Origin of the sequence: Pseudomonas sp. Z1-29, assembly GCF_051131995.1 — a bacterium.
In the GTDB taxonomy this organism is placed as follows: Bacteria; Pseudomonadota; Gammaproteobacteria; order Pseudomonadales; family Pseudomonadaceae; genus Aquipseudomonas.
The window spans coordinates 1,259,529-1,284,090 of record NZ_CP071645.1 but is presented as its reverse complement, the minus strand read 5'-3'; the positions used below and the strand labels follow the sequence as shown (position 1 = coordinate 1,284,090).

Here is a 24,562-nt window from a genome sequence, read left to right as displayed (position 1 = left end):
TCCCGCTGGGGTGCGTAGCGCCCCCAGGTCTTTTGCGGTCGCTGCGCAACCGAGCGGGAGCAAGCTCCCTCGCCACAGGTTCGATGTGCGCCTGTGGGTCAGGTTTTCCTGACCCTGAACCACGCCGCATACAACGCCGGCAGGAACAACAGCGTCAACGCCGTCGCCACGATCAAGCCGCCCATGATAGCCACTGCCATGGGCCCGAAGAACAGGCTGCGCGACAGTGGGATCATCGCCAGGACCGCCGCCAGTGCAGTCAGTACAATCGGCCGGAAACGGCGCACGGTCGCCTCGATGATCGCCTGCCAGGGGGCGAGCCCCGCCTTGATGTCCTGTTCGATCTGGTCCACCAGGATCACCGAGTTGCGCATGATCATCCCGGACAACGCGATAGTGCCGAGCATGGCGACGAAACCGAACGGCTGGCGGAACACCAGCAGGAACAGCGTGACGCCGATCAGTCCCAGCGGCGCGGTGAGAAACACCATCGCCGTGCGCGAGAAGCTGCGCAGTTGCAGCATCAGCAACGTCAGCACCACCACGATGAACAGCGGCACGCCCGCATTCACCGATTTCTGCCCACGGGTTGAATCCTCCACCGTGCCCCCGACTTCCAGCAGATAGCCGTCCGGCAACTCTGCACGGATCGGGTCCAGGGTCGGGAAAATCTGTTGCACCAGCGTCGCCGGTTGTTCCTTGCCATAGATGTCGGCCCGTACGGTCACGCTGGGTAGACGGTTGCGGTGCCAGATCACCCCTTCTTCAAAGCCGTATTCCAGCGTCGCGATCTGCGACAGGGCAACGCTCGTGCCGTTGTCGGTAGGCACCGCCAGGCTTGGCAACAGCGAAAGCTCGGTGCGCTCATGCACGGTGCCGCGCAGCAGGATCTCGATCAGCTCGTTGTCTTCGCGGTACTGGCTGACACTGGAGCCCGTGAGGGAGCTTTGCAGGAAGCTCGACAGGTTGGCGGTGGTGACGCCCAACGCGCGGGCGCGATCCTGATCGATGTTGAGGTACACCACCTTGCTCGGTTCTTCCCAGTCCAGGTGGACATTGGCGACGTAGGGGTTTTCGCGAACCTTTGTCGCGACTTTCCGGGCAAGCGCGCGGACTTCTTCGATGTGTTCACCCGTCACCCGAAACTGCACCGGATACCCCACGGGCGGGCCGTTTTCCAGGCGTGTGACCCGCGAGCGCAGGGTCGGGAACTGCTCGTTCAGTGTGCTGATCAGCCAACTGCGCAAGGGCTCGCGGTCTTCGATGGTCTTGGCCAGCACGACGAACTGGGCGAAGCTCGGCGCCGGCAGTTGTTGATCCAGCGGCAAGTAGAAGCGTGGTGAGCCGGTGCCGACGTACGCCACGTAATTGTCGATGCCAGCGTGGTCCTTGAGCAGCGCTTCAAGGCGCTTGACCTGCTCCGCGGTGTTGACCAGCGAAGCGCCTTCGGCCAGCTTCAGGTCGACCATCAGCTCCAGTCGTCCCGACGCCGGGAAAAACTGCTGCGGGACAAAACGGAACAGCACCACCGAGCCGACGAACAACAGCACGGTCAAGGTGATCACCGTCTTGCGTCGACGCACGCACCACTCCACCGTTCGCCGGACTCGCTGATAGAACGGCGTGCCGTAGGGGTCCGGCTGGCCGTCAGCAGTGCCATGCCTGGCCGCGTGAATCTTCGCCAAGTCCGGCAGGAGTTTTTCCCCGAGATACGGCACGAACACCACCGCGGCCACCCAGGAAGCCACCAGCGCGAGGGTCACCACCTGGAAAATCGAACGGGTGTACTCACCGGTGCCCGATTGCGCGGTGGCGATCGGCAGGAACCCCGCCGCGGTGATCAGGGTGCCGGTGAGCATCGGGAACGCCGTGCTGGTCCAGGCAAAGCTGGCCGCCTTGATCCGGTCGTAGCCCTGCTCCATCTTGATGGCCATCATCTCCACCGCGATGATCGCATCGTCCACCAACAGCCCCAGCGCCAACACCAACGCGCCGAGGGAAATCTTGTGCAAACCGATGCCCAGGTAATACATCGCGGCGAAGGTCATCGCCAAGACCAGCGGAATCGCCAGCGCCACCACCATTCCGGTGCGCAGCCCCAGGGAAAAGAAGCTCACCAGCAACACGATCGTCAGTGCTTCCACCAGTACCTGGACAAACTCGCCGACGCCAGTCTTCACCGCAGCCGGCTGGTCGGAAACCTTGCGCAGTTGCATGCCGGCCGGCAGGGTGTTCTGGATGCGGGCAAACTCGGCCTCGAGGGCCTTGCCGAGGATCAGGATGTCGCCGCCCTCCTTCATCGCCACGGCCAGGCCGATGGCGTCCTCCGCCATGAAACGCATGCGCGGCGCCGGTGGATCATTGAAGCCGCGACGAACATCGGCCACGTCACCGATGCGGAAGGTCCGGTCGGCCACGCGGATCGGAAAGTCACGGATCTCTTCCACGCTCTGGAAATTCCCCGAGACCCGTAGCTGCAATCGCTCGCTGCCGGTCTCGAAGAAGCCGGCGGTCGATACCGCGTTCTGCGCCTCCAGCGCCTGCTGGACTGCCGCCAGGGGCAGGCCGAGGGTCGCCAGCTTCACGTTCGACAGCTCGACCCAGATTTTCTCGTCCTGCAGGCCGACCAACTCGACCTTGCCTACGTCCTTGACCCGCTGCAGCTGGATCTGGATACGGTCGGCGTAATCCTTGAGCACGCCATAATCGAAGCCGTCGCCGGTGAGCGCGTAGATATTGCCGAAGGTAGTGCCGAACTCATCGTTGAAGAACGGTCCCTGGATACCCGGCGGCAAGGTCTGCCGGATATCGCCGATCTTCTTGCGGATCTGGTACCACAGCTCGGGAATCTGCTTGGAATGCATGGAGTCGCGAGCCGCAAAAGTAACCTGGGATTCTCCCGGCCGGGAAAACGAGACGATCTTTTCGTAGTCGCCGGTTTCCATGAGCTTCTTTTCGATACGCTCGGTGACCTGGCGCGACACTTCCTCGGCCGTGGCCCCTGGCCAGACGGTACGGATGACCATGGCCTTGAAGGTGAATGGCGGATCTTCGCTCTGACCCAGCTTGGTGTAGGAAAGCGCGCCGACGATCGCCAGCAAGAGCATCAGGAACAGTACGATCTGGCGGTTACGCAACGCCCATTCGGAGAGATTGAAGCCCATCGGGGATTACTCCTTGGCCGCCAGGTTGACCACGCGATTGGAGCGATCCACCGGCCGAACCTGCTGGCCGTCCAGAAGCACATGCACGCCAGCGGCCACCACCCAGTCATTGGCACTCAGGCCTTCGAGCACCGGCACGGTCTTTTCACCGAAGGCGCCAACGCGCACCGGGACTTTCTTGAGCGTGTTGTCGGGCTTGACCACCCAGACGAAGGTGGCGCCGTTCTCGGCGGTGAGGGCCGACAATGGCACCGACAGCGGCGCCTTCTCAGCGGTCTGGATAAACACCCGGGCGCTCTGGCCCAGTTCCGCCGGGACGCTGCCAGCGGTGAAGGCGACGCGCGCGGCGAAGGTACGGGATTTCGGATCGGCGGCCGGCGAGAGTTCGCGGATGCGTCCGCTGAAGCGCTGATCGGGCTGGCTCCACAATTCAACCGACACTGGCTGGCCGATCTTGAACCGACCAAATCCCTGCTCCGGCAGGCTGATCAACACTTCACGCTCGCCGTCGGTGGCCAGGGTGAAGACGGTCTGTCCAGCCGACACCACCTGGCCGACTTCCACCGCCCGCCGGGCCACCACGCCGTCCTGGGGTGCACGCAACACCGAATAGCTGGCCTGGTTGCTGGCAACGTCGAATTCGGCCTTGATCTGCTTGAGCCGCGCGGCACCGGAGCGATAGAGATTCTCGGCGTTGTCGTATTGGGAGCGGCTGACCATCTGCCGCTCCATCAAGGTCTTGTAGCGGTCACGCTCGGCTTTCACCAGGCTCAGGTTGGCCTCGGCGGCGGCGACCTGGGCCCGACTGGCTTCCAGTTGCAGGCGCACATCCTCGGGGTCGAGTTCGGCCAGCGCCTGGTTGGCCTTGACCCGCTGGCCCTCTTCCACCAGCCGGCGGCTCACCTTGCCGCCAATGCGAAACGCCAGGTCCGGCTCGAACCGCGCCCGTACTTCGCCGGGATAACTGTCCATTGCCTGGGCCGAAGGCTCCGGCTTGACGACCATCGCAGGGCGCACGGCGACCGGCGTCGGCTCCTCATGACCGCACGCAGACAATAAAAAAGCCAGGCTGACTGGCACGGCGAGGGGCAGGACATAGCGGAACATGGTGGATGACCTTTCGCTAATGGTGCTTGGAATAATTATACTGGCGAGTATGTTATTAATAGCAAACTCACCAGTCCAGTATTAAAAGCGAATAATGTCGAACAATCCTCCCTCCTCCAGCGGCCCTGGTCGTCCCAAGGATCTGGCCAAGCGCCAGGCCATTCTCGACGCCGCGAAACGCCTGTTCCTGAGCCTGGGCTACGCCAGCACCAGCATGGACGCCGTGGCCACCGAGGCCGGCGTCTCGAAGCTGACCGTCTACAGCCACTTCAATGACAAGGAAACGCTGTTTTCCGCCGCCGTGATTGCCAAGTGCGAGGAACAGGTGCCGCCGCTTTTCTTCGAATGGGCCGACGGTGTTCCGATTGAACACGTGCTGCTGAACATCGCCCGCGGCTTCAACCAATTGATCAACAGCGACGAATCGGTGAACCTGCATCGGCTGATGGTGGCGTTGGGTAGCCAGGATCCAAAGCTCTCGACCATCTTCTACCAGGCCGGCCCGCAGCGAATGCTCTCAGGGATGGAAAGGTTGCTGACCAAGATCGACCAGAGCGGCGCCCTGAGCATCGACAAACCGCGCAACGCCGCCGAGCATTTTTTCTGCCTGATCAAGGGCGCGGCGAACTTCAGGTTGTTGTATGGCTGCGACGGGCCGCAGGACGCCGAAGCGGCCGAAGCGCATGTGCAGGAAGTGGTGGGGTTGTTTGTGCGGGCTTATCGGCCTTAGTTCGACCGGTCACTTTCGCTGGCTGGGAGGGCCTCTTCGCGAGCAGGCTCGCTCCCACAGGAGAACGGTGGTGAATATGGATTATGCTGAACAGCTCCTTCCCAAGACCCTATGTGGGAGCGAGCCTGCTCGCGAATGAAGTCACCCCGGTCTCAAGCCTTGAGCGCTTTCTTCGGATAGATATCGTACCGACTGGACTTGCCTTCCAGCCCATGGCTCGGCTTCGGCCCTTCAATGCAGGGGGCCTTGCGCGGGCGCTTGACCACCACCCGGTGGGTCGCCAACGCCAGCGCGGCGGCAAGCAGCGCCGGGGCGTCGGTATCATCGCCCACCAGCGGGCGGAACAGGCGCATCTCTTTTTTCACCAGGGCGGTTTTCTCCCGATGGGGAAACATCGGGTCCAGGTAGATCACCTGGGGCGGCTCGCCTTGCCAGCTGCGCATCACTTCGATGGAATTGCCCTTGAGCAAGCGCATCCGCGCCACAATCGGCGCCACATCGAAATCTTCCGCACCGCGAGCCAGGCCATCCTCCAGCAAAGCACCGATCAAGGGTTGACGCTCGATCAGGCTCATCTCGCAGCCGAGACTCGCCAGCACGAACGCATCCTTGCCCAACCCCGCCGTGGCATCCAGCACTCGCGGACGCACACCCTGGGCGACACCGACTGCCTTGGCGATCATCTGGCCACTGCCGCCCCCGTACAAACGACGATGGGCTGCGCCGCCCTCGACAAAATCCACGCGCACCGGTCCCGGCGCATCGGGACCCAGCTGCTGCAATTGCAACCCGTGCTCGCCGACCTGCAAGGCGAACTCGCCGTCATCCATCTGCAACGGCAGGCCGAGCTGCTCGGACCACTGCTCGGCGCGGGGCTGGAACGCCGGGGCCAGGGCCTCGACATGGATGCGGCAAGCCGCGAGTTGCTCAGTCATGAAAACATGCTCAAAAAATTAAGGATCGGCAAAAACGGCCGATAACAACGGTGAACGGCATTTTGCCAGAGCTGAGCGTCGACCGAGAAAAATGTCAGACATTCAATCCACATCGATAGGCGTTATCTCCCCTTACGGCGATTACAGCCTGCGCAACACCCAAGCGCTGAGCGGCGTCAGTCACCTGTGGCAGGATTTTTTTGCCCGGGCCCTGGCCGACCAGTTGGGTGAAAACGCACCGGCGCCCGGCAGCTACCAGCCAGTCGCCCTCGATGAAGCGGTTGAACCGACCCTGGGCGCCGAGCTGCTGGAGAATATCGTCAGCCAGCGCACCTGCGACGTGACGGAAACCCAGGTCAAGCCACCCGAGCCGTTGTTCCTGCCGATCGCCGAGTTCGAACTGGATTTGCTCGACAAGCCGTTCCCGCCCTTCCCGCCAGAAGAAATCGTCGCACAGCAAAAGCAGCAGACCTTCGAGAGCAATTGGGTTCGCCCGATCGTCCTCGCCGCCGGTCAACCGTTGCCAGAACCGGGCCCGGCACCACAGCCGCGTCGACTGCCCCTGCCGATTGCCGAATTCGAACTCGACCTGTTGGACAAGCCATTCCCTCCATTCCCGGAAGAGGAATTGGTGGCGCAGCAGAAACAACTGGACTTCGACACTCGCTGGGCGCGTTCGATCGTACTGCAGAACCTGCGCATCGCTGCCTGATTCCTCAACGACAAATCCACCAGGGCCCCACATCCAGATGAAAATGGTTGCGGTGCGCCGCGTTGTAATCCGGACTCAAGACCACACTGAACATGTCGCAGGCGCCATCGCGCACCTGCCGTAGAAACTGCGCATCGGTGTTGTCCTTCGGCCAATCCCTGAGCACGCTGACGGCTCGTCCATCGGCCAGGCGAAACCCGGCGATGTCCAACGCGCTGGCAGTGGCGTGCTGGCTGCGCGCGCCGCTTTCACGACCGTACATGTTGCGACAGGCAAAACTGCCCAGGTGATCGACCCGCGTGACTTGCTTGCCGTAGGCGGCCATTGCCGCCGGCTGCAATGCATGGCGCTCGAACAGCGCGAAGGCCACCGCCAGTGGGCAACTGGCGAGGAAGCTGCTGCTAAGCGCCACCTCACCGCCCTGCACCCGCAGCACATTGGTCAGCGGGCACGAGGTATTGGCGCCGCTGTCAGCCTGGCGAGCGGTCCGCAGCCCCGACGTGGCAAGCGCCTGGTCGCACAGTTGCGGATCGTTGCGCAGGGCCATGAGTTTGTAGCGGGTCAGCAGATTTGGCGGCGCTTTCACGTCCAGCGGCGCCCAGGGGTTCCATTGCGGCGGCACGGCCAGCCAACCGCGCCATACCGCCACCACCGCGACGCCAGCGATCAGCGCCAATACCATCAGTCCTTTCAAAAACCGCACGACAACGCCTCGGGATTCAACCCTTGAATAATTGATTGGCCTGGTTGAAAGGCATTGAGCGACGGGTGAAGGTGAAGGTCCCCTGCCGTTGGATTTCTTCGGCGGCGCGGAAAAACTCGCCATACGCCGCCAGCGCGAGGGCCGATCCGACACTGATGCGCTTGACGCCCAGTTCACTCAACTGGGCTACCGTCAGGTCCAGCGCGCCGGACATCAGTACGTTAACGGGCTTGGGCGCCACGGCCCGGACCACCGCCAGCACTTGCTCGGCGCTGCTCAGCCCCGGCGCGTACAGCACATCGGCGCCGGCGTCGGCGAAGGCCTTCAGGCGCCGGATAGTGTCGTCCAGATCCGGCCTGCCATGCAGGAAGTTTTCTGCCCGCGCGGTCAGCAGGAAAGGGAAAGGCAGACTGCGCACCGCCTCGGCGGCGGCCTTGACCCGCGCCACGGCGTGCTCGAAATCGTAGATCGGGCTGTCTTCGCGGCCCGTGGCATCTTCGATGGAGCCCCCTACCGCGCCGGCGTCCGCGGCGCGGAGCAAGCTGCGGGCGCAGTCTTCGGGCGCATCGGCAAAGCCGTTTTCCAGGTCGACGGCTACTGGCAGGTCCGTGGCCGCAACAATCGCTCGCACATTCGCCAGCGTGTCATCAAGACCCAGGGCGCCGTCAGGTCGTGCCAGGGAAAAAGCGTGACCGGCACTGGTCGTCGCCAATGCTTCAAAGCCGAGGCTGGCGAGCATCTTTGCCGAACCGGCATCCCATGGATTGGGAATGACAAACGCCCCATCGCGTTCGTGCAACGCCTTGAACGCCTGGGCTCGGCGGGTTTGTGCATCCATGAAAGTCGCTCCTGAGCAATTTTGCGGAGTTCGCCTCAGAGCAGACCGAGTTGCTCGGCGGCGGGTTCTCTATATAGCTCAGGCAGCGCCGGCAAGCCAGGCAAACGCTTCATCAGGCGGCTGTGAAAATGCATCGCGAGTTTCGCCGCCAGCAGATTGTCCGCGGTGTGCAGGAACATATACGGCGTGCGCCCCTCTTCGATCCACACGGCGATTTTTTCTACCCATGGCGTCAGGAACAGCTCGTTGGCCTCCACTACCGGATGACCGACGAAACGCACCTGCGGGTATTGAGTGAACGCCGCCGGTCGCGTCGGCACCCGGGGTTTCTTGTATTGCGCGTGAATGACTTCAGGGGCGGTCGACGCGCAGCTGAACAGGCCGCGGGGATCGAGACAGATGCGTTCGACACCACGATCGAGCAGCAAACGGTTGAGCTGTCGTTCAGCGTCGCCTTTGGCAAAAAACTCATCGTGACGCACCTCTACGGCCAACGACCGTGGGAACGCGTCGATGAATGCCGCCAGCTCCTGCAATCGATTGGGCGTGAACGCCTTGGACAGTTGCAGCCAGAACGGCGAGACGCGCTCGCCCAAGGGGCTTAGCAACTGGACAAAGGTTTCGGTGGCGGTCAGGTGTTCGCGCAGGTCGCCGCCGTGGCTGATGTCACCGGGGATCTTGGCGGTGAAGCGAAAGTGCTCGGGCATGATTTCGGCCCAGCGCTGAACGGTGGACGCGGCCGGGCTCGCGTAGAAGGTCGTGTTGCCTTCCACGGCGTTGAATACTTGAGAGTAGAGACTGAGGAAATCGGAGCTTTTGGCGTCCTGGGGATAAAGATAATCGCGCCAGGCGTTTTCGCTCCAGGACGGGCAACCCAGATAGTAGGGCAACCGCATCAGATGTAGAGGTCGAGGCCCAGCACTTCCATATCCCAATCAACAAAACCGGCGGTGCTCAGGTAGCTGGCCAGCGCCGTGGCGACACTGCGGCTCATGGCGCGGTGATACAGCATGTCCTGCTGACGGGCGGGAAGATTGCTCAGGCGTTGCGCAGAGGCTTTGGCGGCGCGGGCGGCCAGTTGCTCTTCGGACGGAAATTCCAGCTCACCATCGATGTCATCGAAGTTTTCCGGCTCAGCGGCTTTACCCGCACGAGGCCGACGCTTGATGGGGTAGGACTGGGATGAAACGCCGTCTATACGCATAACAGAATGCTCGGTATCAATGATGGCAATTTAGCGGCACATTCGTATCCGCGCAAATGCGCAAGTGATAACTAGAACACATAAAGGCAAAAAGGTTTAAAAACCGGCGAAAAAAGTGACGACTGGCAATTTTGGGTGTGACTTTTGGGTCTTGGGATGACTTTGGCGGATTCTGAGCCGGAGCAACGCCTTCGTGGCGAGGAGCTTGCTCCCGCTGGGTTGCGAAGCAACCCCAAGACTTAATTTCAGCCCGACCAGTAAGGGCACCAAGGAAATTTCAGGGCCGCTTCGCGCCCCAGCGGGAGCAAGCTCCCTCGCCACAATTGTGCTCGCTCGAGAGTGTGGTCAAGTTTGGGTTTACCGTTCGGACTTGGGCGTCGCGACCTTGTCCCGCAGGTACACCGGCTGCGCATCGTCGGCAGGGATGGCTTCGCCGCGTTCCCAGGCAAAGCGTGCCAGGGCCAGCAGGTCTTCGGCATGGGGCAACATCGAGGCATCCTGGCCGACAAGGCTGACGCCGATTCGCTCGCCGTAGCCCCAACCGGTACCGGCGCCGAACCAGTCGCCGCTGGTGTCAGCCGGCAACGCCGCCGCTTCGGGTGGCAACACCGCCTCGGCACCGACCAGGCGCATCTCGCCAGCGGTTTCGCGATAGCAGCCCCAGTACACCTCGTCCATGCGCGCATCGATGGCGGCCGCTACCTGATGCGCGCCGTGCTCGCGCAAGGCGCGCTGGGCCAGTACGGCCAGGTTCGAGACCGGCAATACCGGGCGTTCCAAGGCGAAGGCCAGGCCCTGCACGACGCCAATGGCGATGCGCACGCCGGTAAACGCCCCTGGGCCGCGACCAAAGGCGATCGCATCCACGGTTTGCAAGGTGATCCCGGCATCGCTGAGCAATTGCTGAATCATAGGCAGCAATTTTTGCGCATGCAGGCGCGGGATCACCTCGTAGTGGCTCGTGACCTTGCCGTCATGCAGCAAGGCAACGGAGCAAGCTTCAGTCGCGGTGTCCAGGGCCAGCAAGGTGCTCATCGATATGTCCGTAAATCAGGTGGGAAAAAGTGCGCCAGTATAAACAACTACGGCCCGCAAGCGGGCCGTAGTTGAGGCTGCAATCAGCGTTTTCAGCTCAGTGCTTCAAGCACCTTGCCGGTAATCGCGTCGACCGAGCCGACGCCAGGGATGTGGCTGTACTTCGGCTTGCCCTGGGCAGCGGACAGCTTCTGGTAGAAATCCACCAGCGGCTTGGTCTGGGAATGGTAGACCGACAGGCGATGACGCACGGTTTCTTCAGTGTCGTCCTTGCGCTGCACCAGCTCGTCGCCAGTCACGTCGTCCTTGCCGGCGACCTTTGGCGGGTTGTAGACGGTGTGATAGACACGACCGGACGCTTCGTGAACGCGACGCCCGGCAATACGCTGGACGATTTCCTCGTCATCGACCGCGATCTCGACAACATGGTCGAGCTCCACGCCAGCGCTCACCAGGGCTTCAGCCTGAGGGATCGTGCGTGGGAAGCCATCGAACAGGAAGCCGTTGGCGCAGTCGGCTTGAGCAATGCGGTCCTTGACCAGCGCGATGATCAGGTCATCCGACACCAGGCCGCCGGCATCCATGATGCTCTTGGCCTGAACACCCAGTGGGGTGCCAGCCTTGACCGCGGCGCGAAGCATGTCGCCAGTGGAGATTTGCGGGATACCGAATTTTTCGGTGATGAACTTTGCCTGAGTACCTTTACCGGCCCCGGGAGCTCCCAGCAGAATGACGCGCATCGATGTGCTCCTCAATTTTTTTATGTAAAACGCTCGGATTCGCCTCGTGGGGCCAATCTTCGAAAAACTTGATCGTGACCGCCCAAACGGCCAAAGGCTGATCAAGATACACAGCGGGCCCGACCCACACAAGCCGCCGAAAGTCGGAGTAACCCGCGCCGCACGCGACCTTCGTAGGGGGTAGTGAGAGTCGCAACCGGGCAACAAACTGTCGCCTGGTCGACCTCCCTGCCCCTGCAAACAGCTACGCCCGGACAGGCCGGGCGTGCTGTTTTTTCACCCTCCGGGAGATTAGCCGGTGTTGCGCAAACCGGCGGCAATCCCTGCCACAGACACCAGCAACGCCTGTTCCACAGGGCTGCCCTGGGCCACGTCCTGCTGCCGCGAACGTGCCAGCAGCTCGGCCTGCAACAGGTGCAGCGGGTCGAGGTAGGTATTGCGCAGGCGGATGAATTCCAGCGTGTCTGGGCTATGTGCCAGTAGCTGCGACTGGCCGGTCAGGCCCAGGACCACCGAACAGGCCTGCGACAATAGGTCGCGTAAATGCTCGCCCAAAGGCAGCAACGCTGGTTCCACCAGACGCTCGTCATAGGACTGGGCAATATCGGCGTCGGCCTTGGCCAGGACCATCTCCAGCATGTCGATGCGGGTGCGGAAGAACGGCCATTGCTCACGCATCTGCCCGAGCAGTTCGCCCTCGCCGCGCTCCAGCGCCTTGCCCAGGGCGGTTTCCCAACCGAGCCAGGCCGGCAGCATCAACCGGGTCTGGGTCCAGCCGAAAATCCACGGGATCGCCCGCAGGCTTTCGATACCGCCGGCCCGACGTTTGGCCGGACGGCTGCCCAAGGGTAGGCGACCCAGTTCCTGTTCCGGCGTGGACTGGCGGAAATACTCGACAAATTGTGGATTTTCCCGCACTACGGCCCGGTAGGCATTGACCCCGTCGGCAGCCAGTTCATCCATCAGATGCCGCCATTGCGGGGTTGGCGGCGGTGGTGGCAGCAAGGTCGCTTCGAGCACTGCGGCGAGGTAAAGATTGAGATTCTGCTCGGCGATGTCCGGCAGGCCGAATTTGAAACGAATCATTTCGCCTTGTTCGGTAGTGCGGAAACGTCCGGCCACCGAGCCCGGCGGCTGGGACAGGATTGCCGCATGCGCCGGGCCGCCGCCACGGCCGACGGTGCCACCGCGGCCATGGAACAACAGCAATTCGACTTGCTGCTCGCGGCAGATGTCCACCAGACGCTCCTGGGCCCGGTATTGCGCCCAGGCTGCCGCCGTGGTCCCGGCGTCCTTGGCCGAGTCGGAATAGCCGATCATCACTTCCTGGGGACCTTGCAGGCGCGAGCGATAACCCGGCAGCAACAGCAGACGTTCGATCACCGGCCCGGCGTTGTCCAGGTCGGCGAGGGTTTCGAACAGCGGCACTACGCGCATCGGCCGCAATACGCCGGCCTCCTTGAGCAGCAACTGCACCGCCAGCACATCGGAAGCCGCGCCGGCCATGGAAATCACATAAGAGCCCAGGGACGCTGCCGGTGCCGCCGCAACCTCGCGGCACGTGGCCAGGACTTCCGCCGTATCGGCCGACGGCTTGAAGTAAGGGGGCAACAAGGGCCGGCGATTATTCAGCTCACCCAAGAGGAAACCGATGCGCTGCTCTTCGTCCCATTCCTCGTAACGCCCCAGCCCGAGGTAATCGGTGATCTCGGTCATCGCCGCCGTGTGCCGCGTCGAGTCCTGGCGCACGTCGAGGCGCACCAGGAACAGGCCGAAGGTCACCGCGCGGCGCAGGCAATCGAGCAACGGCCCGTCGGCAATCACGCCCATGCCGCACTCATGCAGGGACTGGTAGCACAACTCCAACGGATCAAGCAGTTCACGGTTGTCCTGCAACACCTCGGCGGTGGCCGGCGTCGTGCCCTTCAGGGAGGCCTGGGCCCAGTTGCGCGTGGCTCGCAGGCGTTCGCGCAATTGCTTGAGCACCGCGCGATAGGGCTCGGCGCTGTCACCGGCCTGGGCGCGCAAGGCCTCGCTGGCTTTCTGCATGGACAAGTCGGCGGCCAGATGGTCGACGTCGCGCAAATACAGGTCCGCCGCCATCCAGCGCGCCAGCAGCAACACCTCGCGAGTGACCGCGGCGGTGACGTTCGGGTTGCCGTCCCGGTCGCCACCCATCCATGAGGCAAAGCGGATCGGCGCGGCCTCCAGCGGCAGGCGCAACCCGGTGGCGGCATGCAGGGCCTGGTCAGCCTTGCGCAGGTAATTGGGGATGGCGTGCCAGAGCGAATGCTCGATCACCGCGAAGCCCCACTTGGCCTCGTCCACGGGCGTCGGGCGGGTCCGGCGAATCTCTTCGGTGTGCCAGGCTTCGGCGATCAACCGCTGCAAGCGTTCGTGGATCTGCGCGCGCTCGGCACTGGTGAGGTCGCGATGGTCCTGGGCTGCCAGTTGCGCGGCGATCGCGTCGTATTTCTGGATCAACGTGCGCCGGGCGACTTCCGTGGGATGCGCAGTGAGCACCAGTTCGATTTCCAGCCGGCCCAACTGCCGGGCCAACGCTTCGGCGCCATGGCCTTCGGCTCGCAGGCGCGCCAGCAGCTCGGGCAGCACGCGTGCTTCGAACGGCGCCGGCCTGGATTCTTCGCGGCGGTGAATCAGCTGGTATTGCTCGGCGATATTGGCCAGGTTGAGGAACTGGTTGAACGCCCGCGCTACCGGCAGCAACTCGTCCTCGCTCAACTGGTTGAGGCTGGCGCTCAGTTCCGCATCCATCGAACCGCGTCGGTCAGCCTTCGCGCCTTTGCGAATCTGCTCGATCTTGTCGAGAAAGGCGTCTCCGTACTGGTCGCGAATGGTATTGCCCAGCAGTTCGCCGAGCAGGTGGACGTCCTCGCGCAAGCGGGCATCAATATCGGTCATCAGCAGGTCTCCAGCAAAAAGGTCCAGACAGCTTTGTAGGAGAGAGTGCCGATGCCGGTCGCTTATGACAAGCGACGAAGGGACTTTAAACCTTGTCAGCCAAAGCTAGTCTCATGGGTAAGCCACACAACGGCTTGTCACTGTCGCGCCCGCCACGAGCGGGTCCATTGAGGCGCCATCATGAAAATCCGTGAACTTGCTCAGCACTGGGAAGAAAACGCCAAGGGTCACCTGACCCAGACCGGTTATACGATTCATCTGGATGTGGAAGCCGCCGCACGCCTGGCGGCGATCTGCGACATGTACCCCAAGCGCCAGCCCGAAGAACTGCTCGGCGAATTGATCGGCGCTGCGCTGGAGGAGCTGGAAGCCAGCTTCCCCTACATCAAGGGCGCGCAGGTCGTGGCCACCGATGAAGAAGGCGACCCGCTGTACGAAGACGTCGGTCCGACCCCGCGATTTCTCGCCTTGTCCCGTCGTCATCTGCGCCAACTCTCCTCGCAAAACGACAAGTCAAAGCACTGATTCCCCTCCCCCCGCATCGCGTTATCCCGGCACCGCTACCGAGTTTGTGGTGCCGGAATACCGCTGCCCGCCTTGAAAGTTCAGCTTTTTGGCAACTGACCGATCAGTCAGCATTTCTTTTGGCGATTGGCCATCCTTACCTGAACTTTTGAAAAACGCCTCGGGTCACACCGAGTAACCATACTGGAACGGTCGTTTAAATAAACGCGCCCTGGCGCCAGCGCCAAAACAGACGTCACGGCTTCGGTCCCAGCATGGATTAGTGTTTTTTCAGGAGTTTTCCAATGGAGTTGAAGCCTATGAATACCTGCACTGCCAAACCCTCATCCACTGGCTTGCGCGGCCTGAAGTTGGCTGCCCTGGCTATCGGTAGCAGCTTCATCCTGGCCGGTTGCGCCGGCAATCCACCTTCGGAGCAATACGCGGTCACGCAATCGGCGGTCAACAGCGCCGTCAGCGCGGGCGGCACCGAGTTTGCCGCGGTGGAAATGAAATCGGCCCAGGACAAACTCAAGCAGGCCGAGATCGCCATGCACGACGAGAACTACGAAGAGGCCAAGCGTCTGGCCGAACAGGCCGAATGGGATGCGCGCGTTGCCGAACGCAAGGCCCAGGCAGCCAAGGCCGAACAGGCCCTCAAGGATTCCCAGAAAGGGGTTCAGGAACTGCGTCAGGAAGGCATGAACAAGGTTCAGTAACCCTGTTCGAGCCACGACGTATTTCTCATTGATAAAAGGACGACAGACTATGACGCACAAACATTTCATGATGCCCGCCCTGCTTGCCGCCTGCGTAGCCCTGGCCGCTTGCTCCCACGACCCGAACGCGAACCTGGAACAGGCCCGTACCAACTACAACGGCCTGCAGGCCGACCCGGCGGCCACCAAGGTCGCGGCCCTGGAAACCAAAGAGGCCTCCGACTTCCTGGCCAAGGCCGACAAGGCCTACCTGGACAACGAAGACGAAGCCAAGGTTGACCAACTGGCCTACCTGACCAACCAGCGCGTCGAAGTGGCCAAGCAGACCATCGCCCTGCGCAACGCTGAAGCCGAGCTGAAAAACGCCGGTGACGAACGCGCCCGCGCACTGCTCGACGCCCGCAACGCGCAGATCAAGCAGTTGCAGGACAGCCTCAACGCCAAGCAGACCGAGCGCGGTACGCTGGTGACCTTCGGTGACGTGCTGTTCGCCACCAACAAATCCGACCTGCGCGCCAGCGGCATGACCAATGTGAGCAAACTGGCGCAGTTCCTCCAGGAAAACCCGGATCGCAAGGTGATCATCGAAGGTTATACCGATAGCACCGGTTCGGATTCCTACAACCAGTCGCTGTCCGAACGCCGCGCCAGCTCCGTGCGTACCGCCCTGGTAAAAATGGGTGTCGACCCGGCCCGCATCGTGACCCAGGGTTACGGCAAGGAATTTCCGGTCGCCGACAACACCAGCGTCTCGGGCCGTGCCATGAACCGTCGCGTGGAAGTCACCATTTCCAACGACAACCAGCCAGTCGCCCCGCGCTCGACCATGAGCGCCAACTGATCGGCTGACTGCAACGCAAAAGCCCCGCCTGACTTCAATCAGGCGGGGCTTTTTATTGGCAGAAGATGTTTGGCTGTACAGCTCCCTGTGGGAGCGAGCTTGCTCGCGATGGCGGAGTATCAGCCACTGACAATGTAGCTGAACCACCGCTATCGCGAGCAAGCTCGCTCCCACAGGGGAGGTGTGGTGCGCTTCAATTGGCTTATGGCTGAAGCTTCTGCGGCGTCTCCTGCCCCATGCAGCGCACCGCGCGTTTCTTCTCGTTGATCAGCACACCGGTCAGGCCTTTCTGCTCGGTGTCGAACAGCACCAGTACCCCATCAATGCATTGGGCGACCTGGGGCGCCGGCTCCAGGGCGACTTTATAGTCTTCGCCCGGCACGGTCTTGAGCATGGTGAACTGGTTGAGCAGCAACGCATCCTCGGGCTTGGCGAAATGCAGATAGCCGTAGTACCAGAGCGCCGCGACAGTGCCGAGAATGCTGCAGATACCGGTGATGATCAGGGGGATGGCGTTGCGTTCTTCGCTCATTGCGGGTTCTCGGATGATTCAACGGAGGATTTCGGGTAGTTCGGCACCTCGCCCAGGCGGCGCAAGCCATCGAAGTGCAGGGGATCGTCGAGGTAGCGCAGCATCACGGTTCGCCAGGTCGGGTCGGCGAAAGTCTGCACGTGGCCGCCCCGGGTCAGTTGCAGGACCCGGGGCGGCGGCGCAGCTTGATACAAGCGGATGCCGTTGGAAAGGGGCACGATGGGGTCGTCAAGGCTGTGGTAGATCAGTTTCGGCACGCCGTTCAATTGTGCGATCGAGCCAATGGCGCTGTCGCCGTCCGGCACCAGCCAGGACAGCGGCACCTGCAACGCCCAGGTCAGCCATGAAGTGCTCAGGGCAAAGCGTCCGACGTCGCGATAGCTGGCGGGCACGCCATCAAGCACCAGCGCCTTGAGCTGCTGTTGACGCTGAGGATGCTCCGCCAGGTAATGCACCGCCAGCGCGCCACCCAGGCTCTGGCCGAGCAGCACCAGCGGCTTGCCTTGGACCTCGGGCGATTGGTCGAGCCATTTGAACGCAGCGTCGATGTCCCGGTAGATCGCCGGCAGGCTCGGCTCGCCCTCGGACACCCCATAACCCCGGTAATCGACCATCAGCACTTGATAACCCTGCTCCGGCAACCACCAGCTCCCGCCGAGGTGCCAGGACAGGTTGCCGCCGTTGCCGTGCAAATGCAGCACCGTGCCCTTGACCTCGACACCCGGCTTCACCGGCAGCCACCAGCCACGCAGCTTCAGGCCATCAGCCGTGGTCAGGGTGACGTCGCGGTATTCGAGCTTGGCCCGCTGCGGCGTGAACGGCAGGCCGCGTTCGGGGTAGAACAGCAGGGAGCTGCAGCCACTCAGGGCCAGCAGCAGGCAAATGATGCCGAGGGTTCGCATCCGGTGAAGCCTCGTAAAATTGGAGGTTACACACACCCCATTGTGGGAGCGAGCTTGCTCGCGATAGCGGCAGGTCAGTCAGCAAAGGCGTTGACTGAACCACCGCTATCGCGAGCAAGCTCGCTCCCACAGGGGATGGGTGGTGCTGTTAAAGAATGTTCGAATAATCCGCTTCGATCCGGTCCAGGCTCAGGTGGTTCAAGAAGTTGGAAAAGCACATCCAGGCCGACAAGGCGTTCATGTCGCGAAACTGCTCGGGCAGGTATTTGGGCGGCACGACCAGGCCCTCATCCACCAACTGGCGCAGGGTGCGCATATCCTCCAGGGTGGTCTTGCCACAGAACAGCAGCGGCACCTGCTCCAGCTTGCCTTTGCGCACGGCCAGCTGAATGTAGTTGTAAACCATGATGAAGCCCTTGAGGTAGGACAAGTCTTTGGTAAATGGCAGACCGGTCGGCACCGAGCCACGGAAAACGCGGCTGGCGTTGCCGTAGCTTTCGGCCATTTCGAAGCCCTGCTCGCGGAAGAACTCGAAGACCTGCAGGAAGTCGGCCCCCTCCTCCACCATATGGATGGCGCGGGTGCGGTTGGTGAGTTTGCGCAGGCGACTCGGGTAGGAGGCGAAGGTGATGATTTCCATCAGGATCGCCAGGCCTTCCTGGGTCACCGTCGACGAGGGCGGGCCCTTGGACAGGAAGGTGCAGATCGGCTGGTTCAAACCATTGAGGGTGGTGCCAACGTGCACCAGTCCCTCATGGACCTCCAGGGCGCGCACATCCCGCTCGTTGAACATCGCGTCGGTGCGGATCTTGATGTAGTCGGCGCCCGCCGCCGCGTCAGCAACGATACCGTCGGACTCGAATACGCGAATGGTTTCCTCGGCCTCGCCAAACACCCGGTTGAGGCGATGCTGCAACAGGCTGACGGCCTCCTTGGCACTGAGCACCTTGGGCTCGTCCTTGAGGTCGCCACGGCCATCGATGTTGTTCAGGTAGTCGGAGAGCATCAGGCCCAGGTCGGCCAGGGTCGGGTCACCGGCGTGGAAGGCATCGGAAGCGGCGCCGTACAGCTCCTGGGAAATCAGCCCGAAATCCTCGGTGCCGCGCGCTTCTAGCATGCGCACCACCATGCGGTATTCCTTGCACATGCGCCGCATGATCTGGCCCACCGGGTTGAACTGCCCAAGCTGACGGGTGATGTCGCGCTCGATGTTCTGGAACTCCAGCTTCACTTTGCTGGAATCGAAGGACAGTGGCCGGTTGAGGTAATAATCACGATCCACCGCAGGCATTTCCTTGCCCTTGGCCTTGAGAAACCCCTTGCGGATGCTCTCGTCCCACTTCACCGCGTCGAGAATGCGGATCGGTGTCTGCGCCAGCACAATGCGATCGGACAAGGTGCGTATCGTCTGCTGGTAATCGTCCACCCGAAACTCCTGTGAAAAAACGTCCGCTTGTAGCCGTTATTGGGATTTGCTCAGTCGCTGGTAGCGCACGGCTTCCGAGAACACATCGGAATTGGCCGGGTCGTCGAGGTAGCTGAAAACCTTGTTCATGTCGCTGTCCACCAGCACGCCATCACCCTCCTCGCTCTGGTTTGGCTGGCCGCTGAGGAGCTTCTGGCCGATGGCCTGGTTGATCTGTTCCATGTCCAGGTTGTAGACCACCAGTTCCTGCTTGTCGGTCAGTTCGAAACCGGCGATGACGAAATGGCCGCCGAAGCGCGCCGGCACCTTGGCCGACAAATACCAGCGACTGCCGTGGCGGGAGACGGTCAGGGGAATGGCTTCGCGCTCCTGAGGCCTGGCCCTGAAATAACTGACGGCCTGGTAGCGATGCTTGCCGACCTCCGTCAGCTCCAGGTTTACCGGCTCACCCCAGGCGTTGGTGCTGGTCCAGTGGCCGAGCAGGCCCTTGGGCGCGGCTTCGCTGTCGGGCAACGGCGCCTTGAACGACACCAGGCAGCCACTGAGCAGCAGCAACGACACGGCCAGTGCAACGGCACGCCAGGCTTTCATTGGAACTCCCTATGGCTTCAGCGCCTTGTCTTCCGTGGCGAGGGAGCTTGCTCCCGCTTGAGTGCGCAGCGCTCATAAAAGAGGGGCCGCTGCGCAGCCCAGCGGGAGCAAGCTCCCTCGCCACAGGGGACCGTAATAACCCACCAGGGTCACACCGACGCCAGTACCAAGTGCATGTAACGGGTCAGGATGCCGAGCATGTCTTCTTCAGCTACCGGCTCGGCGCCATTGAGCAAGCCCTGATATTCCATCCGTCCGATAATCGCCGTCAACACTTTGGCATCCTGTTGTGGCTCGCGGGAGCCCAGGACCTGGAAAAACTGGCAGGTGCCGTGCAGCAAAATCTGCTGGTGAGAACGCACCAACACCGCCAGGCGCGGGTTGAGCAGTGCTTCCTGGCGGAAGGCCTGTTCGGCCATCAGGTAGTCGCGACGACTGTGCAATTGATGCTGCACGTAGTCCGCCGTCATCCGCGCGATGTCGTCCGCCAGTTGCGAGCGCGACGCGGCGCTGCCATCCCCGTAGGCGACCATCTCGCGCAGCAGGCCTTCATTGTTGGTCCACAGCTTCGCCATGAACGCCGCGCTGCGTTCCACGTACTGGGCGAAGGTGTCGGTGAGCAGGTCGTCGATGTCCTTGAAATAATAAGTGGTGGCCGACAGCGGCACGCCCGCTTCGGCGGCCACCGCGCGGTGGCGCACCGCCCGCACGCCATCGCGCACGACAATGCGCATGGCCGCGTCGAGAATCTCCTGGCGGCGCTGTTCACTGCCCTGTCGGCTGGCCTTGCGACCCTGGTACTGAACACTTTCAGCGACAGCAGTGGCGACGCCCGCTGCACCTTCTGGAGCCATTGCACGATTCACGACAGGTCTTTCCTCGCTATTTCAGAAGTAACCAATTGATACGTTTGTACCAGACAGGCATTAAAAAGCCGCCCATCGAGGCGGCTTTTTAATTGAAACACTTACGCTTGGGGCCGCATGTGCGGGAACAGGATGACATCCCGGATCGACGGTGAGTTGGTCAGCAACATCACCAGGCGATCGATACCGATGCCCTCGCCAGCCGTCGGCGGCATGCCGTACTCCAGGGCGCGAACGAAGTCGGCGTCGTAGTGCATGGCTTCGTCGTCACCGGCGTCCTTGTCGGCCACCTGGGCCATGAAGCGCTCGGCCTGGTCTTCCGCGTCGTTGAGCTCGGAGTAGGCGTTGGCGATTTCACGGCCGCCGATGAACAGTTCGAAACGGTCGGTCACGCTCGGGTTCTCGTCGTTGCGACGGGCCAGCGGCGACACTTCGAACGGGTACTGGGTAATGAAGTGCGGCTGCTCCAGCTTGTGCTCGACCAGCTCTTCGAAAATCATCACCTGCAGCTTGCCCAGGCCTTCGAAACCGAGCACCTTGGCGCCGGCCTTCTTGGCGATGGCACGCGCCTTGTCGATGTCCTGCAGGTCGGCCGCAGTAATTTCCGGGTTGTACTTGAGGATCGAATCGAATACCGACAGGCGCACGAACGGCTCGCCAAAGTGAAACACCTTGTCGCCGTACGGCACGTCGGTGCTGCCCAGGATCAACTGTGCCAGCTCGCGGAACAGTTCTTCGGTCAGGTCCATGTTGTCGTTGTAATCGGCGTAGGCCTGGTAGAACTCGAGCATGGTGAATTCGGGGTTGTGCCGGGTCGAAACGCCTTCGTTACGGAAGTTGCGGTTGATCTCGAAGACCTTCTCGAAACCACCGACCACCAGGCGCTTGAGGTACAGCTCCGGCGCGATGCGCAGGAACATTTCCATGTCCAGGGCGTTGTGGTGGGTTTCGAACGGCTTGGCCGCCGCGCCACCCGGAATGGTCTGCAGCATCGGCGTCTCGACTTCCAGGAAGTCACGCTTCATCAGGAAGCTGCGGATGTGCGCGATGACCTGCGAGCGCACGCGGAACGTGTGACGCACGTCTTCGTTGACGATCAGGTCGACGTAGCGCTGGCGGTAGCGCTGCTCGGTGTCGGTCAGGCCGTGGTGCTTGTCCGGCAGCGGGCGCAGGGACTTGGTCAGCAGGCGCACGCTGGTCATTTCGACGTACAGGTCGCCCTTGCCGGAGCGGGCCAGGGTGCCTTCGGCGGCAATGATGTCGCCCAGGTCCCAGGTCTTGACGGCGGCCAGGGTTTCTTCCGGCAGGGTCTTGCGGTTGACGTAGACCTGGATGCGACCGGTCATGTCCTGGATCACCAGGAACGAACCACGGTCGAGCATGATGCGACCGGCAACCTTGACCGGAATCGCCGCCTCGGCCAGCTCTTCCTTGGTCTTGTCCGCGTACTTCTTCTGCAAGGCATCGCAGTACGAATCGCGGCGGAAGTCGTTGGGGAAGGCCTGGCCCTTGGCGCGCTCGGCAGCAAGCTTTTCCTTGCGCAGGGCGATCAGGGAGTTTTCTTCCTGTTGCAGGGCTTGCGGGTCGAGTTCTAGGTCGCTCATGTCTTTAAGGTTTCCATCACAGGTTCGTTGCCCCCGGCCCGGGCCGGAGTCTGCCGGCGAGCCGCGCTTCGAAAGCGTGCCCGCCCGCCACGTGGGTGTCGCGTTACAGCCCTTGCTTGAGGCTGGCGATCAAATATTCATCGATGTCGCCGTCGAGCACCTTGTCGCAGTCGCTGCGTTCAATGCTGGTGCGCAGGTCCTTGATCCGCGAAGCGTCGAGGACGTACGAGCGGATCTGGTGACCCCAGCCGATATCGGACTTGGTGTCTTCCAGGGCCTGGGACGCCGCGTTGCGTTTCTGCACTTCCTGCTCGTACAAACGCGCCCGCAGCATCTTCATCGCGGTGTCTTTGTTCGCGTGCTGGGACCGTTCGTTCTGGCAACTGACCACGGTGTTGGTCGGTACGTGGGTGATCCGTACGGCCGAGTCGGTGGTGTTTACGTGCTGGCCACCGGCCCCCGAGGAACGGTAGGTGTCGATACGCAGGTCGGCCGGGTTGATCTCGATCTCGATGTTGTCATCGATTTCCGGCGAGACGAATACCGCCGAGAACGAGGTGTGACGACGGTTGCCGGAGTCGAACGGGCTCTTGCGCACCAGGCGGTGCACGCCGATCTCGGTACGCAGCCAGCCAAAGGCGTACTCGCCCTTGATGTGCACGGTAGCGCCCTTGATCCCGGCGACTTCACCGGCGGACAGTTCCATGATGGTTGCGTCGAAACCGCGTTTGTCGGCCCAGCGCAGGTACATGCGCAGCAGGATATTGGCCCAGTCCTGGGCCTCGGTGCCGCCGGAGCCGGCCTGGATGTCCAGGTAGGCGTTGTTCATGTCCATCTCGCCGCTGAACATGCGGCGGAACTCCAGCTTGGCCAGGTTCTCGTCCAGGCGCGTCAGCTCGGCGACCACATCGCCGACCGCGCCTTCGTCGTTTTCCTCGACGGCCATGTCCAGCAGGTCGCGGCAATCGGCCAGGCCGCTGGACAACTCATCCAGGGTCTCGACGATCTGCGCCAGCGCAGAACGCTCGCGGCCCAGTTCCTGGGCGTAGGAAGGGTTGTTCCAGACATTCGGATCTTCAAGCTCGCGATTGACTTCGGTCAGACGCTCATGCTTTTGATCGTAGTCAAAGATACCCCCGAATAGTTTCGGAGCGCTCGGACAGGTCCTTGATGGTGTTCAGGATCGGGTTGATTTCCATGGCGGGCAGCACTCGTTGGCGAACTTTTGAAAGCCGGCGAGTATAACGTAATCAAGCGTCGGCGGCAGCCCGCCTGGCGGCTTTAGGGGAATGAGATTGAGCGTACGGCCCCTGTGGCGAGGGAGCTTGCTCCCGCTGGGTTGCGCAGCAGCCCCAAAACGGCCCCCTCAATCGACCTGGCACACCGAGCCAACTGGTTTCAGGGCCGCTGCGCGCCCCAGCGGGAGCAAGCTCCCTCGCCACAAAAGCAATCTCGCCAGGCAGGTTTATTCAACCCCCACCCGATTGCGCCCATTGTGCTTGGCCAGGTACAGCCCCTTGTCCGCCGCCGAGATCAGTTGGCGGCACTCGCCGCCCTGTTGCGGGGTGAAGGTCGCGACGCCGATGCTGATGGTCAGGTTTTCGCCGCCGTCGGGCGTGGCATGCGGGATTTTCAGGGCAACGACGCTCTGGCGCAGCTTTTCGGCCATCAGCCGTGCACCGCCAGGCGAGGTGCCGGGGAGGACCAGGGCGAACTCCTCGCCGCCATAACGGGCCGGCAGGTCGGACGGACGACTGCAGGCATCGCGAATCGCCGTGGCAACCTTGCGCAGGGCTTCGTCGCCTTCAAGGTGACCGTAGTTGTCGTTGAATGACTTGAAATAATCCACATCGATCATCAACAGCGACAGCTGGGACTGGTCCCGCAGCGCCCTTCGCCACTCCAGCTCCAGGTATTCGTCGAAGTGCCGGCGATTGGACAGCCCGGTCAGGCCATCGGAGTTCATCAGCCGTTGCAGCACCAGATTGGTGTCGAGCAACTGCTGCTGGCTGACCCGCAACGCACGGTAGGCCGCGTCGCGCTGCAACAGCATCATGTAGGAGCGCGAGTGATAGCGGATCCGCGCTACCAGTTCGATATTGTCCGGCAACTTGACCAGGTAATCGTTGGCTCCGGCGCCAAACGCCGCGCTCTTGATCAGCGGGTCCTCCTTGGTCGACAGGACGATGATCGGGATGTCGCGAGTGGCCGGATGGTTGCGGTATTCGCGCACCAGGCTCAAGCCGTCGAGACCGGGCATCACCAGGTCCTGGAGAATCACCGTCGGCTTGATGCGCACGGCGTGGGCGATGGCCTGGTGAGGGTCGGAGCAGAAGTGGAAGTCGATGTTCTGCTCGTTCGACAACCCGCGTCGCACTGCCTCGCCGATCATCGCCTGGTCATCGACCAGCAAGACCATGGCGGCGTTCTCATCGCGCTTGAAGTCGTCGAGCTGTAATTCATTCATGGGGCTCACCTGAGTACTGC

23 protein-coding genes are annotated in these 24,562 nt (G+C 62.3%); 5 read left to right on the top strand and 18 right to left on the bottom strand.

Annotated elements, in window-relative coordinates; all coding sequences use genetic code 11:
• Positions 1-98: 98 nt before the first annotated feature.
• Positions 99-3,164, bottom strand: coding sequence for an efflux RND transporter permease subunit (locus J3P84_RS05990; protein ID WP_434628675.1), 3,066 nt, complete (start codon positions 3,162-3,164; stop codon positions 99-101).
• A gap of 6 nt (positions 3,165-3,170) precedes the next feature.
• Positions 3,171-4,271: an efflux RND transporter periplasmic adaptor subunit gene (locus J3P84_RS05985; protein WP_434628673.1), complete on the bottom strand. Its 1,101-nt coding sequence runs from the start codon at positions 4,269-4,271 to the stop codon at positions 3,171-3,173.
• 94 nt (positions 4,272-4,365) lie between these two features.
• Here J3P84_RS05985 and J3P84_RS05980 point away from each other — a divergent pair, with 94 nt between their 5' ends.
• Positions 4,366-5,001, top strand: coding sequence for a TetR/AcrR family transcriptional regulator (locus J3P84_RS05980; protein WP_434572083.1), 636 nt, complete (start codon positions 4,366-4,368; stop codon positions 4,999-5,001).
• Positions 5,002-5,153: 152 nt separating this feature from the next.
• Here the strand turns inward: J3P84_RS05980 and J3P84_RS05975 are convergent, their stop codons facing one another.
• Complete coding sequence (locus J3P84_RS05975) at positions 5,154-5,936, bottom strand: class I SAM-dependent methyltransferase (RefSeq protein WP_434628671.1); 783 nt, start codon at positions 5,934-5,936, stop codon at positions 5,154-5,156.
• A 91-nt stretch (positions 5,937-6,027) separates the two neighbouring features.
• Here J3P84_RS05975 and J3P84_RS05970 point away from each other — a divergent pair, with 91 nt between their 5' ends.
• Positions 6,028-6,648: an energy transducer TonB gene (locus J3P84_RS05970; protein WP_434628669.1), complete on the top strand. Its 621-nt coding sequence runs from the start codon at positions 6,028-6,030 to the stop codon at positions 6,646-6,648.
• A 4-nt stretch (positions 6,649-6,652) separates the two neighbouring features.
• Here the strand turns inward: J3P84_RS05970 and J3P84_RS05965 are convergent, their stop codons facing one another.
• The 7 genes from J3P84_RS05965 to ppc form a co-directional block, all read right to left on the bottom strand.
• Complete coding sequence (locus tag J3P84_RS05965; protein WP_434631165.1) at positions 6,653-7,330, bottom strand: extensin-like domain-containing protein; 678 nt, start codon at positions 7,328-7,330, stop codon at positions 6,653-6,655.
• Positions 7,331-7,367: 37 nt separating this feature from the next.
• A complete protein-coding gene (locus tag J3P84_RS05960) occupies positions 7,368-8,189 on the bottom strand; it encodes an isocitrate lyase/PEP mutase family protein (RefSeq protein WP_434628667.1) in 822 nt (273 codons plus the stop codon).
• 35 nt (positions 8,190-8,224) lie between these two features.
• Positions 8,225-9,085, bottom strand: coding sequence for a DUF72 domain-containing protein (locus tag J3P84_RS05955; RefSeq protein WP_434628665.1), 861 nt, complete (start codon positions 9,083-9,085; stop codon positions 8,225-8,227).
• On the bottom strand, positions 9,085-9,393 hold the full coding sequence (locus J3P84_RS05950) for a hypothetical protein (RefSeq protein WP_305499067.1): 309 nt from the start codon (positions 9,391-9,393) through the stop codon (positions 9,085-9,087). The genes J3P84_RS05955 and J3P84_RS05950 overlap by 1 nt, the downstream gene beginning before the upstream one ends.
• 357 nt (positions 9,394-9,750) lie before the next feature.
• The gene (gene tsaB, locus J3P84_RS05945) at positions 9,751-10,428 is read right to left on the bottom strand and encodes a tRNA (adenosine(37)-N6)-threonylcarbamoyltransferase complex dimerization subunit type 1 TsaB (RefSeq protein ID WP_434628663.1); all 678 of its coding nucleotides are present in this window, start codon (positions 10,426-10,428) and stop codon (positions 9,751-9,753) included.
• A gap of 92 nt (positions 10,429-10,520) precedes the next feature.
• Positions 10,521-11,168, bottom strand: a complete 648-nt coding sequence (adk, locus tag J3P84_RS05940; protein ID WP_434601734.1) for an adenylate kinase — start codon at positions 11,166-11,168, stop codon at positions 10,521-10,523.
• Between the two features lie 291 nt (positions 11,169-11,459).
• Positions 11,460-14,090: a phosphoenolpyruvate carboxylase gene (gene ppc, locus J3P84_RS05935; protein ID WP_434628661.1), complete on the bottom strand. Its 2,631-nt coding sequence runs from the start codon at positions 14,088-14,090 to the stop codon at positions 11,460-11,462.
• Between the two features lie 180 nt (positions 14,091-14,270).
• On the opposite strand from ppc, the gene J3P84_RS05930 reads away from it, so the two are divergent.
• The 3 genes from J3P84_RS05930 to J3P84_RS05920 all read left to right on the top strand — a co-directional run bounded on the left by J3P84_RS05930 (position 14,271) and on the right by J3P84_RS05920 (position 16,154).
• Positions 14,271-14,615, top strand: coding sequence for a pilin assembly protein (locus tag J3P84_RS05930; protein WP_434572070.1), 345 nt, complete (start codon positions 14,271-14,273; stop codon positions 14,613-14,615).
• A 284-nt stretch (positions 14,616-14,899) separates the two neighbouring features.
• The gene (locus tag J3P84_RS05925) at positions 14,900-15,313 is read left to right on the top strand and encodes a DUF4398 domain-containing protein (protein ID WP_014336761.1); all 414 of its coding nucleotides are present in this window, start codon (positions 14,900-14,902) and stop codon (positions 15,311-15,313) included.
• Positions 15,314-15,362: 49 nt separating this feature from the next.
• Positions 15,363-16,154: an OmpA family protein gene (locus tag J3P84_RS05920; protein ID WP_305499061.1), complete on the top strand. Its 792-nt coding sequence runs from the start codon at positions 15,363-15,365 to the stop codon at positions 16,152-16,154.
• Positions 16,155-16,356: 202 nt separating this feature from the next.
• On the opposite strand, the gene J3P84_RS05915 is transcribed toward J3P84_RS05920, so the two are convergent.
• The 8 genes from J3P84_RS05915 to J3P84_RS05880 form a co-directional block, all read right to left on the bottom strand.
• Positions 16,357-16,686: a hypothetical protein gene (locus tag J3P84_RS05915; protein ID WP_305499060.1), complete on the bottom strand. Its 330-nt coding sequence runs from the start codon at positions 16,684-16,686 to the stop codon at positions 16,357-16,359.
• Entirely contained in the window at positions 16,683-17,588 is a 906-nt protein-coding gene (locus tag J3P84_RS05910; RefSeq protein ID WP_434628658.1) for an alpha/beta hydrolase, read from the bottom strand. The genes J3P84_RS05915 and J3P84_RS05910 overlap by 4 nt, the downstream gene beginning before the upstream one ends.
• A gap of 148 nt (positions 17,589-17,736) precedes the next feature.
• Positions 17,737-19,014, bottom strand: a complete 1,278-nt coding sequence (locus tag J3P84_RS05905) for a flavohemoglobin expression-modulating QEGLA motif protein (RefSeq protein ID WP_014336757.1) — start codon at positions 19,012-19,014, stop codon at positions 17,737-17,739.
• Positions 19,015-19,050: 36 nt separating this feature from the next.
• A complete protein-coding gene (locus J3P84_RS05900; RefSeq protein WP_305499058.1) occupies positions 19,051-19,605 on the bottom strand; it encodes a hypothetical protein in 555 nt (184 codons plus the stop codon).
• Between the two features lie 149 nt (positions 19,606-19,754).
• On the bottom strand, positions 19,755-20,471 hold the full coding sequence (locus J3P84_RS05895; protein WP_434572066.1) for a TetR/AcrR family transcriptional regulator: 717 nt from the start codon (positions 20,469-20,471) through the stop codon (positions 19,755-19,757).
• A gap of 101 nt (positions 20,472-20,572) precedes the next feature.
• On the bottom strand, positions 20,573-22,075 hold the full coding sequence (gene lysS, locus J3P84_RS05890) for a lysine--tRNA ligase (RefSeq protein ID WP_434628655.1): 1,503 nt from the start codon (positions 22,073-22,075) through the stop codon (positions 20,573-20,575).
• A gap of 103 nt (positions 22,076-22,178) precedes the next feature.
• Positions 22,179-23,274 (bottom strand): peptide chain release factor 2 gene (prfB, locus tag J3P84_RS05885; protein WP_095963568.1). Its coding sequence is split into 2 segments (ribosomal slippage): positions 22,179-23,201 and positions 23,203-23,274, totalling 1,095 coding nucleotides; the frame shifts between segments, so codons are not numbered across the junction.
• A gap of 266 nt (positions 23,275-23,540) precedes the next feature.
• A complete protein-coding gene (locus J3P84_RS05880; RefSeq protein ID WP_434628653.1) occupies positions 23,541-24,542 on the bottom strand; it encodes a diguanylate cyclase domain-containing protein in 1,002 nt (333 codons plus the stop codon).
• Between the last annotated feature and the right edge of the window lie 20 nt (positions 24,543-24,562).